Annotated in this window: 11 protein-coding genes; 7 read left to right on the forward strand and 4 right to left on the reverse strand. The window is 35.9% G+C overall.

Translation table 11 applies throughout. From position 1 onward, the window contains the following. Positions 1-67: 67 nt before the first annotated feature. The gene (locus OD90_RS10585) at positions 68-808 is read right to left on the reverse strand and encodes an electron transfer flavoprotein subunit beta/FixA family protein (RefSeq protein ID WP_144669139.1); all 741 of its coding nucleotides are present in this window, start codon (positions 806-808) and stop codon (positions 68-70) included. Between the two features lie 317 nt (positions 809-1125). Here OD90_RS10585 and OD90_RS10590 point away from each other — a divergent pair, with 317 nt between their 5' ends. The 6 genes from OD90_RS10590 to OD90_RS10615 all read left to right on the forward strand — a co-directional run bounded on the left by OD90_RS10590 (position 1126) and on the right by OD90_RS10615 (position 9986). Then, complete coding sequence (locus OD90_RS10590; protein WP_144669140.1) at positions 1126-2103, forward strand: pyruvate dehydrogenase complex E1 component subunit beta; 978 nt, start codon at positions 1126-1128, stop codon at positions 2101-2103. 157 nt (positions 2104-2260) lie between these two features. After that, positions 2261-4804 carry a DUF5686 and carboxypeptidase-like regulatory domain-containing protein gene (locus OD90_RS10595; RefSeq protein ID WP_144669141.1) on the forward strand — a complete coding sequence of 848 codons (2544 nt, stop codon included), beginning with the start codon at positions 2261-2263 and terminating at the stop codon, positions 4802-4804. Between the two features lie 259 nt (positions 4805-5063). Beyond that, the gene (locus OD90_RS10600; RefSeq protein ID WP_144669695.1) at positions 5064-5591 is read left to right on the forward strand and encodes an inorganic diphosphatase; all 528 of its coding nucleotides are present in this window, start codon (positions 5064-5066) and stop codon (positions 5589-5591) included. A gap of 163 nt (positions 5592-5754) precedes the next feature. Then, a complete protein-coding gene (locus tag OD90_RS10605; protein WP_144669142.1) occupies positions 5755-8184 on the forward strand; it encodes a sodium-translocating pyrophosphatase in 2430 nt (809 codons plus the stop codon). Between the two features lie 187 nt (positions 8185-8371). After that, entirely contained in the window at positions 8372-8905 is a 534-nt protein-coding gene (locus tag OD90_RS10610) for a peroxiredoxin-like family protein (protein WP_144669143.1), read from the forward strand. A gap of 76 nt (positions 8906-8981) precedes the next feature. Beyond that, positions 8982-9986 carry an App1 family protein gene (locus OD90_RS10615; RefSeq protein ID WP_144669144.1) on the forward strand — a complete coding sequence of 335 codons (1005 nt, stop codon included), beginning with the start codon at positions 8982-8984 and terminating at the stop codon, positions 9984-9986. 66 nt (positions 9987-10052) lie between these two features. On the opposite strand, the gene OD90_RS10620 is transcribed toward OD90_RS10615, so the two are convergent. Next, complete coding sequence (locus OD90_RS10620) at positions 10053-10667, reverse strand: deoxynucleoside kinase (RefSeq protein WP_144669145.1); 615 nt, start codon at positions 10665-10667, stop codon at positions 10053-10055. 8 nt (positions 10668-10675) lie between these two features. Then, complete coding sequence (locus tag OD90_RS10625; RefSeq protein ID WP_144669146.1) at positions 10676-11458, reverse strand: hypothetical protein; 783 nt, start codon at positions 11456-11458, stop codon at positions 10676-10678. Between the two features lie 46 nt (positions 11459-11504). On the opposite strand from OD90_RS10625, the gene OD90_RS10630 reads away from it, so the two are divergent. Then, positions 11505-11888 carry a group III truncated hemoglobin gene (locus OD90_RS10630; RefSeq protein ID WP_144669147.1) on the forward strand — a complete coding sequence of 128 codons (384 nt, stop codon included), beginning with the start codon at positions 11505-11507 and terminating at the stop codon, positions 11886-11888. A gap of 103 nt (positions 11889-11991) precedes the next feature. Here the strand turns inward: OD90_RS10630 and metK are convergent, their stop codons facing one another. After that, positions 11992-13245, reverse strand: coding sequence for a methionine adenosyltransferase (gene metK, locus OD90_RS10635; protein WP_144669148.1), 1254 nt, complete (start codon positions 13243-13245; stop codon positions 11992-11994). Positions 13246-13535 lie beyond the last annotated feature (290 nt).

Raw genomic sequence — 13535 nt, forward strand, 5'->3', positions numbered from 1 at the left:
TATATTCTAAGGTGTGTGATAATTTAAGTGGTATACTAATGCTTTCGCGAAAGCGAATAAACTTCCACTAGATTGCTTTTGCTTCGTTGTGTAGTAAGTCAATTAACTCATCTACGCTATCTACAAGCTTTACGGCTCCTTTAGGTGCTGGTTTTTCAAAAGAAGCAGAGACTGTTTCTGTAGTTGCGCCTGTTGCTTCTACAACATTGAGTGGTTTTTTACGAGCCATCATAATACCTCTCATATTTGGAATACGGAGATCGCTTTCTTCTACAAGACCTTTTTGTCCACCTATTACTAATGGGAGAGAAGTGGCAACAGTTTCTTTACCACCATCAATCTCACGTGTAGCTGTAACAGTCGTACCATCTATGTCTAAACTAATACAGGTGTTTACAAAATTTGCGTCTATAAGTCCAGCAAGCATTCCTGGAACCATACCACCGTTATAATCTATAGATTCACGACCCGCAATCACAAGGTCATAACCTTCATCTTGGACTACTTTAGCTATTTCTTTTGCAACTTGATAACCATCTAAGGCTGGAGTATTAATTCTTATCGCTGTATCTGCACCTATTGCAAGTGCTTTACGTAATGTAGGTTCTGTTTCTGGACCACCTACATTTACAACATCTACAGAAGCGCCTTGTTTTTCTTTGAACCACATGGCACGCGTAAGTCCAAATTCATCATTGGGATTAATTACAAATTGAACACCAGCTGTGTCAAATTTTGTATCTCCTTCCGTAAAGTTGATTTTTGAGGTTGTATCAGGTACGTGACTGATGCACACTAAAATTTTCATATAATTTATTTTTTTTAAAGGTACGCTTTTATCTTATTGATAATATAATAGTGAAAAAAATGCGTTATCCTCGTTTTTTAATATTGCGAAACAAAAATAAGGTAAAAATTAATAATTTGCTATGCATGCATAGCAAATATTTTTAGGATTTTATGTTTTTTAGCCAATTGTTATCGGTAAGAGAATTGCTTATTTTTGATATCTTAAAAATTAAAAGAGTTGTATTGTATTACGATCTCTTATAATTATTAAAAGTTGATAACAAGTTTATATTTGCCTAGCAAATATTACAATATAACCAAAGGGGTATACTATTTATGAGAACGATCCAATTTAGAGAAGCTGTCTGTGAGGCGATGAGCGAGGAAATGCGCAGAGATGAATCCGTTTATTTAATGGGTGAGGAGGTAGCAGAATATAATGGTGCTTACAAGGCTTCAAAAGGAATGCTTGATGAATTTGGTGCTAAGCGTGTAATTGACACTCCTATCGCCGAGCTTGGTTTTGGAGGAATTGCTGTAGGAAGTACCATGACGGGATGTCGTCCTATCGTAGAGTACATGACCTTTAACTTTTCGCTAGTAGGTATTGATCAAATTATAAACAACGCAGCAAAAATCCGACAGATGTCAGGTGGTCAATTTCCTTGTCCTATCGTTTTTAGAGGTCCTACAGCTTCTGCAGGACAGTTAGGAGCTACGCATTCCCAAGCTTTTGAAAACTGGTTTGCAAATACACCTGGTCTTAAAGTAATCGTTCCTTCTAATCCTTATGATGCAAAAGGATTGCTCAAAGCCGCTATTAGAGATAACGATCCTGTGATCTTCATGGAGTCAGAACAAATGTATGGTGACAAAGGGGAAGTGCCAGACGGAGAATATATATTGCCTATTGGAGTAGCAGATATAAAAAGAGAGGGTACAGATGTAACCATCGTATCTTTTGGAAAGATTATAAAAGAAGCTTACAAAGCAGCAGATGAACTTGAAAAAGAAGGGATTTCTTGTGAGATCATAGATTTACGTACGGTACGACCTATGGATTATCAAGCAATTTTTGATTCTGTAAAAAAGACAAATCGATTAGTGGTTCTTGAAGAGGCGTGGCCTTTTGGAAACATATCTACAGAAATTACCTATCAGGTTCAAGATAATTGTTTTGACTATCTAGATGCGCCTATTCAAAGAATTAATACAGCAGATACACCAGCGCCATACTCACCAGTATTACTTAAGGAGTGGTTACCTAATAGTGAGGATGTTATTAAAGCTGTTAAAAAAGTGTTGTATAAATAACGCTTTCGCGAAAGCGGACTTATCTTTGACCCTTTCCAGAAACGAAAGGGTTTTTTATTTAATTAATGTTTAGACTATTAGATGCATTCTAAACGACTCAAATGTATTCCTTTTTTATGCAGCTCCTACTGGCTGTGAGGTTGAAAATGAAAAATCTATGAGACTAAAACATTTTTGTGCGATAGCAGCCCTACTTTTTGCTACGTTGTTAGTTGCCCAAACAAAAGTAAGCGGCGAAGTATTTGACACTACTGGTAACCCAATACCATTTGCAAATGTCATTTTTGTAGGCTCTAACGAAGGTACTATTACTAATGAAAATGGTCGATTTTACTTAGAATCTGATGCAAGTTGGAACCAAGTACGCTTTTCCTTTATAGGCTTTTCAAATAAAATACTGGATCTTGACAAAAGCGTGAATTATGATCTAAAAATCACCTTAGATGAAGAACAAGGCACGCTAGATGAGGTAGTTATATTTACAGGTAAGACAGACAAGAAAAACAATCCTGCGATAGATTTGCTTCGTAAAATTTGGGATAATAAGCGTGAGAACGGATTAAAGCAATACAACCAGTATGCTTATGATAAGTACGAGAAATTAGAATTTGACTTAAATACCATTGATAGCTCTCTCATTAATAGCAAAATATTTGATGGGATGGAATTTATTTTTGAGCAGACAGATACGAGTAAGATTACAGGTAAAACCTACCTTCCCATATTTGTAAACGAGGCTTTCTCAAAAGTATATGGAGATAATATAATAAATAAGGAAAAAGAAATTCTTGAAGGTAATAAGAATAGTGGCTTTAGTGAGAATCAGACCATTATTGGTTTTGTAAAGAGTTTGTACAGTGATTATGACATTTATGATAATTACTTACAATTTTTTGATAAAAGTTTTACCTCTCCACTTTCACGCACGGGTATACAAACGTATAACTACATACTAGCAGATAGTGCTTACAGAGAAAATAAGTGGTGCTATAATATTATTTACTATCCTAGACGCAAAAATGAACTCACCTTTAAAGGTGACTTTTGGGTAAACGATTCTACCTACGCTATAAAGGAGATAAATATGCAACTTTCTAAAAGTGCAAATGTAAACTGGATTAAAGAGATTTACATGGAGCAAGAATTTGATATTGTAAATGATTCCACTTTTTTACTTTCTAGAGATTATTTCCTGTCAGATTTTGCCATAAACAAAAAAGAATCTTCTCGAGGTATGTATGGTAAACGTACAACGCTCTATGACAATCACTCATTTAATAATGAATTAAACAAAGATTTTTACGACAAGGAAGTATACAATTACGATAAAGATATTTATAATCGTGATGATGCTTTCTGGGAAGAAAACAGACTCGAGAAGCTAAGTGATGATGAGCAAGGTGTTTATAAGATGCTAGACACGCTTAAAACTGTTAAAAAGTTCAGAAACTTATATAATGTAGGTTCTATTTTGGCTTCTGGGTATTATGAGATCCCTAGTCTTAACTTTGACTATGGTCCTATTTTTGCAACTTTTGGTTTTAATGAGGTAGAAGGATTAAGGTTAAGAGCTGGAGGTAGAACATACTTTACGCAGAATGATCCTTGGAGATTAGAAGGTTTTGTGGCTTACGGATTAAAAGATGAACGTGGTAAGTTTGGGATTTCTGGAAAATGGTTGTTAGACAAGAAAAGTAGACTTATACTGTCTGGAGGTTACCGTCAAGATGTAGAGCAAATAGGAGCAAGCTTAACGACCTCTCGAGATGTGTTAGGTAGAAATCTAGCATCTTCATCATTAGTAAACACAGCAACTAATGATAAATTGACAAATATCCAGCTCGTTAATGTTGCCGCCGAAATTGAGGTAGTACGTAATTTACAAGTTCGTACAGACTTCTCATTACGAACTTTAAAATCTGCTTCAGAAACATTTAGTCTTGATTATTATACTGATGAGACAGAAACCACCACCACTGGTGAGCTAAAACAAGCAGAATTTGTTTTTACCACTATCTGGGAACCTGGAAAGAAAACCTCTGGATTTGGAGTAGAACGTAGAGTGACTAATGAATGGTTTCCTAGTTTTTACGCCAGCTATACTAGAGGAACAGATGGAGTTTTAGGGAGTGATTTTAGTTATGACAAGGTGCAGTTTTCTGCAAGAAAAGCCATACGTCTAGGAGGTATAGGAACATTAAATGCCTCTACAGAAATAGGGAAAACCTTTGATGAAGTACCATTAGCCTTATTAAGTCCAGTACCCGGGAACCAATCTTTGTTTTCTATATTTAATACTTTTAGTCAACTTAATTTTTATGAGTTTACTACAGATGAATATGTTTCAGTACAATTAGAGCATAATTTTGGTGGTCGCATCTTCAATAGAATACCATTTCTAAAAGGTCTCAATTTGAGAGAGATTATAGGAGTACGCGGGATCATCGGTGATATCTCACAAGGTAATATTGATTTAAATAGACCTGCCTTTCAAGATTTATTATTTGAAGAGGGAGATATCATAACTGCGATTACTCCAGAGATGATAGCACCTAATCTTGAACCTTATTATGAATATAGTATTGGCGTTGGTAACATTTTTAAAGTGTTTCGTATCGATTTTAATTTTAGAGGAAATTACAGGGAATTACCAGACGCTAGAAAATTTGGAGTGACAGGTAGCTTTGGATTTTACTTTTAAAACTTAAGGTTAAAAATAATCTTCTAATCTTGCTATTACTGTTATGTAACCTAAACTTAACATGTAAAATTTTGGCAGTAAAGCTATTTCAGTGTATTTTTGCACCCCGAAAGAAATACTTTTGATTATTTTGGGTATAACAATCTGATTTATAAAATATTAAAAGTTCGCTTTCGCGAAAGCGTAATAGTAACCACATTTTAAAAATTTCTCAAACAATTTAGGAATGAGTGATTATTTAGATGTTTTTTCAAAAGATATGACAGCAGAAAAAGTAACAACATTTGATGTATTAATTGAGATTCCAAAAGGAAGTCGAAATAAATATGAATACGATTTTGAATTAAAAAAAATACGATATGACCGTATGATTTTTTCTTCAATGATGTATCCAGCAGATTATGGATTTATACCTGAAACGTTAGCACTTGATGGAGACCCTCTAGATGTTCTAGTACTTGTAACAGAGCCTACATTTCCAGGATGTGTGATTGAGGTAAAACCTATAGGTGTCTTTCATATGGCAGATGAAAAAGGCCCAGACGAAAAAGTAATTTGTGTACCTGTTACAGATCCGTCTGCAAGTAAACTAACAGATCTTTCTGACTGTAACCCGCACCTTATTAAAGAAATTGAGCACTTCTTTCAAGTTTATAAAGATCTTGAAGAGAAAAAAGTTGATGTCGGAGGATGGGGAGATGTACATGAAGCAAGAGAGATTGTCGCTAAATGTATCGTACGTTACCAAGAATCTGACGTACCTCGTAGTGAGGTAAGTATCTATTAAATAATATTGATGTGATTTAAAAATCACATTTCCACAGAGTTAGCCCCAAGCCTCAACGCATTGCGTTGAGGCTTTTTTAGTTTGAGTGATTTTCCTACATTAGCAGGTGTTAAAAATTTTAAGGGATTTATTGAAAATCCTTAACTAAACCAATTAAAAATTTATGGAATCAATAATGATTTACGTTCCTATCGCGCTAGCAGCTCTAGGTCTTATTTTTATGCTTGTGAAACAATCTTGGGTAATGAAACAAGATGCAGGTGATGGTAAGATGAAAGAAATATCTGACCACATTTATGAAGGTGCTCTCGCTTTCTTAAAAGCAGAATATAAATTACTTACCTTTTTTGTTATTATCGTGAGCATCTTACTAGCTGTGGTATCATTTATTGTACCTACTACACACTGGTTAATTGTCATTGCATTTATATGTGGTGCTGTCTTCTCTGCATTTGCTGGTAATATAGGGATGAAAATTGCTACAAAAACAAATGTACGTACGACACAAGCAGCTCGGACAAGCCTGCCTAAAGCACTTAATATATCTTTTGGAGGAGGAACAGTAATGGGACTAGGTGTTGCAGGACTTGCAGTATTAGGCTTAACTGCATTTTTTATATTTTTCTTTCACTTCTTTATGGGTGGTGTATGGACAAATACTATGGATATGACCATTGTTTTGGAAACACTAGCCGGATTCTCCCTTGGAGCAGAGTCTATTGCGCTTTTTGCAAGAGTAGGAGGTGGTATTTATACTAAGGCAGCAGATGTAGGTGCAGATTTAGTGGGTAAAGTGGAAGCAGGAATTCCTGAAGATGACCCTCGTAATCCTGCAACAATTGCAGATAACGTGGGAGATAATGTAGGAGATGTAGCTGGAATGGGAGCAGATTTATTTGGTTCATACGTTGCTACCGTACTTGCTGCGATGGTGCTAGGTAACTACGTAATAAAAGACATGGGCGGAAATATAGCAGATGATTTTGGCGGAATAGGTCCAATACTGTTGCCAATGGCCATTGCAGGTGTAGGTATTATCATTTCTATAATAGGGACGCTTTTAGTAAAAATTAAAAGTAATGATGCTAAGGAAGCCCAAGTGATGGGTGCACTTAATATAGGTAACTGGACTTCCATTGTTCTTGTAGCTTTGGCTTGTTTTGGATTATGTATTTGGATGCTTCCAGAGACGATGCAAATGGAGTTTTTCGGAGAGGGATTAGTAGAAATATCCTCAATGCGCGTATTTTATGCCACCCTTGTAGGTCTAATTGTGGGCGCGGTAATTTCATCAGTGACAGAATATTATACAGGATTAGGAAAATCGCCTATTCTCAAAATCGTACAACAATCGAGCACAGGTGCAGGTACAAACATCATAGCAGGTCTTGCTACTGGTATGATTTCTACATTTCCATCTGTATTATTATTTGCAGGAGCTATCTGGGCATCTTATGCGTTTGCCGGATTTTATGGAGTGGCGCTTGCTGCTTCAGCAATGATGGCTACAACAGCTATGCAACTTGCCATTGATGCCTTTGGACCTATTTCTGATAATGCTGGAGGTATTGCAGAGATGAGCGAGCAAGAGCCTATCGTACGAGAGCGCACAGATATTCTTGATTCTGTAGGAAACACGACTGCGGCTACTGGAAAAGGCTTTGCTATTGCATCTGCAGCTTTAACTTCATTAGCATTATTTGCTGCGTATGTTACATTTACTGGAATTGATGGTATTAATATTTTTAAAGCACCAGTCCTCGCCATGTTATTTGTGGGAGGTATGGTGCCAGTAGTTTTTTCTGCTCTGGCAATGAATGCTGTAGGTAAAGCTGCTATGGAAATGGTTCAAGAGGTACGTCGCCAGTTTAAAGAGATTCCAGGAATCATGGAAGGTACTGGAAAACCAGAATATGATAAATGTGTGGCAATCTCTACTGAAGCTTCCTTAAAACAAATGTTATTACCAGGGGTGCTTACCATTGGGTTTCCATTAGTAATTGCTTTTGTTCCACTCGCATTTGGGATGAACCCTCTTGATATAGCAGAAATGTTAGGTGGATATATGGCTGGAGTAACTGTGAGCGGTGTGTTGTGGGCAATTTTTCAAAATAATGCAGGCGGAGCTTGGGATAACGCTAAGAAGTCTTTTGAAGCTGGTGTAATGATTAATGGAGAGATGACTTACAAAGGTTCTGATGCACACAAAGCAGCAGTTACTGGTGATACAGTAGGGGATCCTTTTAAAGATACTTCTGGTCCATCCATGAATATATTAATAAAACTTACCTGTCTCATAGGTCTTGTGATAGCACCTATTCTAGGTGGTCATACGGATGATATTGCTTTAAAAGGTGACATAGATATGGCCGTAGCAGTTATAGAAGCTGGGACTGACGCTAGAGAGTTTAAAGAAGTTCAAAAAGAAATTCGTTTCTCAGTAGCAGAACGTGCGAATTCATTTGTAGGGACAGTTGAGGTGATCACAGATGATAACGGTGTTAAAACTACAGAAACAAAAGAATTTACAGGAACAGAAGCTGAGGTCAAAGCACAGATGAAAGCATTTGAAAACCAATTGAGGAAAAAATAGCTATTTTTTCACTTTATTAAACCAATTCTAACCGCAAGACTTCCTAGGTCTTGCGGTTTTTTATGCACAACAGTTAGGGTTTAATAAAAGTAACGTATAGCCGTAAATAAATTAAGGTTAACAAACCTTTACATTCTCTTTAAGGCTTATTAGTATGGTCTATAACTATCTTTAAATAAAAAAAGATATGATTTTACCTAGAAGCGAAATGCCAAACTTAGAACTAGAGTTAATAAATGGAACTAATTGGAAATTATCTGACCAAAATCCTGAAAACTTTACACTGCTTACTTTTTATAGAGGACTTCATTGCCCAGTTTGCAAAAAGCAGTTAAAAGATCTCACCTCAAAGATTGAAGACTTTACAAAGCGAGGTGTAAACTTAATTGCAATAAGTATGGATTCAGAAAAGCGTGCAAATAAAGCCTCAGATGAGTGGGAGCTTACCTCACTGCCGCTGGCTTATAATTTACCTGCAGAAAAGGCAAAAGAATTAGGTCTACATATTTCTGAGGCCGTTTCAGATAAAGAACCAGATTTTTTTAGTGAGCCAGCGATGTTTCTTGTGCGTCCAGATGGGACACTGTATTTTTCATCAATCCAAACGATGCCTTTTGCAAGGCCTCAATATGAAGATGTTTTAAATGCTATAGATTTTGTTCTCAAAGAAGACTATCCTGCACGTGGAGAGCTTAAAGGTATCCCAAAAGCAGTGTCATAGTATGCAACTAATTTTTAATTAAAATTAATCCATACGCTTTCGCGAAAGCGTAACCTCATAACAACCCATATAGCATATGTTTTCAAAAAATAAAGACCCCATTCAAATAGACGGCTATCAATCTTATGGTACAAAAGATCATCTGTATCTCATAGGTAGGGCATTAGAACATGAGGGAGTTAATTTAGAGAAAACAGGTTTTATTTCTGCGTTTAAAAACGCTTTTAAGCAATTTGCTACAGATGAGTTGAGACATGCTAAATTAAGAGTAACATTGCCCGATGATAGCGTTTTTTATACCACTACTGATGCAGAAGGCTATTTTAAAGTAGATGAAAAAGTAGAAGGTCTTGGAGAGTTAACTAATAGTGAGGGATGGCTACAATTATATGTAAGTTTTGATGATGTAGATAAAGATGTGGTAGTGATTGGAAAAAATAAATTCCCTTGTGAGATGCTCATTCCTTCTCAAACCGCAGAGTATGGTGTTATAAGTGATGTAGATGATACAATTTTGCACACAGGTGTGGCATCATTGTTAAAATGGCGGGTTATTTTTAATACTCTTTTTAAGGACGTTGGAAAGCGCACTTCGCTAAAAGGTGCCCCCGAGTTATATCAAAAATTACATAGAGGAAAGTCTGGAACAGCGGCAAATCCAATGTTTTACGTAAGTAATAGTCCTTGGAATTTATATAAATATTTAGAAACTTTTATACGTAATCAATTATTCCCTAAAGGACCTATCTTACTAAGAGATTTTAGAGGACCCTTTGAAAAAACACCAAAGCCTGAGAAGCCTCATAAGCAGCATGAGATTCGCAATATTCTAAAGACGTATCCAGATCTAAAGTTTGTGCTTATAGGTGATAGTGGTGAGCATGATGTAGATATATACCTAGAAGTTGCACAGGAATATCCAGAGCAGATTCTAGCGGTATATTTGAGGAGTGTAAATCACAAGAAAAAAGTGCTGCGAGTTCAAGGTGTTCTAAAGAAATATGAAACTACCCCCGCAGTACTCGTAGAGAAAAGTGAATTTGCAGAAGAACATGCAAGATCAATCGGTTTGATTAAGTAACTATAAATAAAAAAGGCTGTCTAAGAGACAGCCTTTTTTATATCTAAATAAGATGGTTGTTTTACATTAAAAAAGCCCATTTAATTCCGCATCAATACGGTTGATAATGTTTCCAAGATCCTCGGGGTTATCTACAAAATTAATATTATCTACATCAATGATCAGTAACTTCCCTTTATCGTATCCGTGTATCCATGCCTCATAACGTTCATTAAGGCGACTCAAGTAATCTATAGAAATAGAATTTTCATATTCCCGCCCACGTTTATGTATTTGTGATACTAGGTTAGGTATAGAACTACGTAAATAAATCATAAGATCTGGAGCATCTACAACACTCTCCATTAAGTCAAATAAAGATTTATAATTATTAAAATCACGATTTGTCAATAAGCCCATTGCATGAAGGTTAGGCGCAAATATGTACGCATCTTCATAAATTGTGCGGTCTTGAATGATTGTTTTTTTACTATCACGAATGTCAAGTAACTGACGAAAACGACTGTTTAGGAAATATATCTGTAAATTAAATGACCAGCGCTCCATCTCGTTGTAAAAATCGTCGAGATAAGGGTTGTCTACTACATCTTCGTATTGCGGTGTCCACTTAAAATGTTTTGAGAGAAGTTTCGTCAAGGTAGTTTTACCTGCCCCGATATTACCGGCGATGGCGATGTGCATATGATAACTTATTTAGCTAATTTAATTCTGAAGGCTTTTACCTTTTGGTGGCTGTAAATATACAGGATTTCATTATTCAAATAAAGTTGTTCTAGCGGTAATTCTGGTAAATTTATCTTTAAAAATTCCCTTGCATTTTTCTTTTTGTATTGAAATATTGTATTTGCAGATAGTAGTAAATTTCCATGAGACTGGCTCATAAATTCAATATTCTTTAAGTGATTTTCATCCAGAAAACTGCCATAAATATTATACTCAGAGAGTGAGTTATCATCTGCAACCCAGGCAAAATTAAAATTACTCACTACTAAAGTTTCATTAGACTTTCTAGGAGGAAATTGAGTAGTAATTTTTCGTAGTCCCCAGTCATAAATTTCTAAGCGTTGTTCATCTGTGTTAAAAATCCAAAGCTTACGGTCCCCCGCATTAGATGCATGACTTATATTTCTATATGCAGGAATAGTACTAAAGTTAATCCGTTCTATTTCTGAAAGGGTATTGTCAAGAATTACCACTGTATTTGAATTGTCATAAAAAACAATAATCTTTAGAGGATTGAGGATATCTATAGAAGTAATTTTTCCTAACTGTAATGCACTAAATTGCATAGTTATGTCATCCCATTGTTTAATTATTTGATTGTCTTTTGCGTAGTACAAGGCATTGTAATCATCTACTCCAATAAAAAAATCTGCTTTAAGGGGCATCTCAAAAACAAGTTCAGCCGAGTATTCTTGAGCTCTAGATAGTATGGCTGAAGTAATTAAAAGGATGAAAATCATCTTTTTCATAAGAAGGCAAAGTACAAAATATTAGTCTATCTAGTATCTTCACATCATGAAAGAAGATCTTAAAAATAGAGAGGATGTGTATTCCCTTGTAACTAACTTTTATACAAGAGTGAGAGCAGATGTACTTTTGGGACCTATATTTAATAGGCACATTAAAAATTGGCCCTCCCATTTTGAACACCTTACAGATTTTTGGGAAGGTAACCTTTTTATGAAACGTATTTTTATAGGGCACCCATTGCGCGAGCATAAAAAAGTAGACCGCGCAGAAGGGTATATTATAAATGAACAACATTTTAACCTCTGGTTAAAACATTGGGAGCAAACTGTGGATGTTTTGTTTGAAGGCGAAAAAGCAGAAACTGCAAAGTTCAAAGCGAGAAAAATAGGTGGATTTTTCTTGGTACACTTATTAGATATGAAACCTTAGCACTAAGTATTTGAGTTATGCTTTTGCGAAAGCGTGACTAAAAAAAAGCGATCTCTATTTATGAGATCGCTTTATTAGTTTAATATAAACTCTTTAATGTTTATTAAAGATTAAACGCAGGTTTCACCTTATCTACATAATCTAACTTTTCCCAAGTAAATAGCTCCACTTCGACATCTGTTTTCTTACCGTCAAAACTCTCAAATGTTTTTGTCACAACCTCATTTGTTCTACCCATATGACCGTATGCGGCAGTCTCGCTATAAATAGGGGAGCGTAATTTTAGTCTACTTTCTATAGCAGATGGACGCATATCAAAAAGTTCGGTTACTTTTTCTGCTATTTCTCCATCAGTAAGATTGACATGCGAAGTTCCGTAAGTTTCTACAAAAACTCCCATAGGTTCTACTACACCAATAGCATAAGATACTTGCACTAAAATCTCATCTGCAACTCCAGCAGCTACAAGATTTTTTGCAATGTGACGTGTCGCATACGCGGCAGATCTGTCTACCTTTGAGGGGTCTTTTCCTGAAAACGCTCCGCCACCGTGAGCACCTTTACCTCCATAAGTATCTACAATAATTTTTCTACCTGTAAGACCAGTATCTCCATGAGGGCCACCTATTACAAATTTACCAGTTGGGTTGATGTGATACTTAATATTGTCATTAAAAAGACTAGCGATATCTTCAGGTAACATACCCACAACTCTTGGAATTAAAATATCTTGTATGTCACCTCGTATACGTCCTAGCATTGCCTCATCTTCATCAAATTCATCATGCTGTGTTGATACTACTATAGAATCGATGCGTTGAGGTACATTGTCATCACTATATTCAATGGTGACTTGTGCCTTAGCATCTGGACGTAAATACGTGATTTCATCGTTTTCACGACGTAAATTTGCCAGTTCTTTAAGAAGTCTATGAGATAACTCTAATGCTAAGGGCATGAAGTTATCTGTTTCTTTGGTGGCATAACCAAACATCATACCTTGGTCACCTGCTCCTTGCTCTTCTTTTGTTTTTCGATCTACTCCACGGCTAATGTCGTCAGATTGTTCGTGTATAGCAGAGAGTACACCACATGAATTTCCGTCAAACATGTATTCTCCTTTTGTATATCCAATCTTATTAATGGTTTCGCGGGCTATTTTTTGAACGTCTAGATATGCTTGACTCTTAACTTCACCAGCAAGTACTACTTGCCCTGTAGTTACAAGGGTTTCACAAGCAACTTTAGATTCGCTATCAAAAGCTAGAAAATGATCAATTAGTGCATCAGATATTTGGTCTGCTACTTTATCTGGGTGTCCTTCAGAAACAGATTCTGAAGTAAATAAATAAGCCATTTAGTATGGTTTTTAAATTCTTGTTTGTACTCTAGAAGGTGATTTGACGTATGCGCCTCAAGAAAATTACACAGAAAAGAATATTCTATGAATATTTCGATTTTAGGCATTTTTTTATGAGGTTGCAAGCAGTCAAATCTGTCCTCTTTACTTATGCAGCAAATGTATAAGGAATTTAATTGGTATGCAAGGTTACGGTAACTTCCTCATGTATGTAAACGTGTTTGAATAAAAAACCCGCTCTACAATTATAGAACGGGTTTTGCATTATTAAAATTTTCGCGAAAGCG

Origin of the sequence: Dokdonia sp. Hel_I_53 (genome assembly GCF_007827465.1) — a bacterium.
Lineage (GTDB): Bacteria > Bacteroidota > Bacteroidia > Flavobacteriales > Flavobacteriaceae > Dokdonia.

Bases quoted from the DNA above. Each gene is read 5' to 3' on its own strand.
- OD90_RS10615 (WP_144669144.1), top strand. From the start codon at position 8,982: ATGTTTTCAAAAAATAAAGACCCCATTCAAATAGACGGCTATCAATCT.
- OD90_RS10600 (WP_144669695.1), top strand. From the start codon at position 5,064: ATGACAGCAGAAAAAGTAACAACATTTGATGTATTAATTGAGATTCCA.
- OD90_RS10590 (WP_144669140.1), top strand. From the start codon at position 1,126: ATGAGAACGATCCAATTTAGAGAAGCTGTCTGTGAGGCGATGAGCGAG.
- OD90_RS10625 (WP_144669146.1), bottom strand. From the start codon at position 11,458: ATGAAAAAGATGATTTTCATCCTTTTAATTACTTCAGCCATACTATCT.
- OD90_RS10595 (WP_144669141.1), top strand. From the start codon at position 2,261: ATGAGACTAAAACATTTTTGTGCGATAGCAGCCCTACTTTTTGCTACG.
- OD90_RS10605 (WP_144669142.1), top strand. From the start codon at position 5,755: ATGGAATCAATAATGATTTACGTTCCTATCGCGCTAGCAGCTCTAGGT.
- OD90_RS10610 (WP_144669143.1), top strand. From the start codon at position 8,372: ATGATTTTACCTAGAAGCGAAATGCCAAACTTAGAACTAGAGTTAATA.
- metK (WP_144669148.1), bottom strand. From the start codon at position 13,245: ATGGCTTATTTATTTACTTCAGAATCTGTTTCTGAAGGACACCCAGAT.
- OD90_RS10630 (WP_144669147.1), top strand. From the start codon at position 11,505: ATGAAAGAAGATCTTAAAAATAGAGAGGATGTGTATTCCCTTGTAACT.
- OD90_RS10585 (WP_144669139.1), bottom strand. From the start codon at position 808: ATGAAAATTTTAGTGTGCATCAGTCACGTACCTGATACAACCTCAAAA.
- OD90_RS10620 (WP_144669145.1), bottom strand. From the start codon at position 10,667: ATGCACATCGCCATCGCCGGTAATATCGGGGCAGGTAAAACTACCTTG.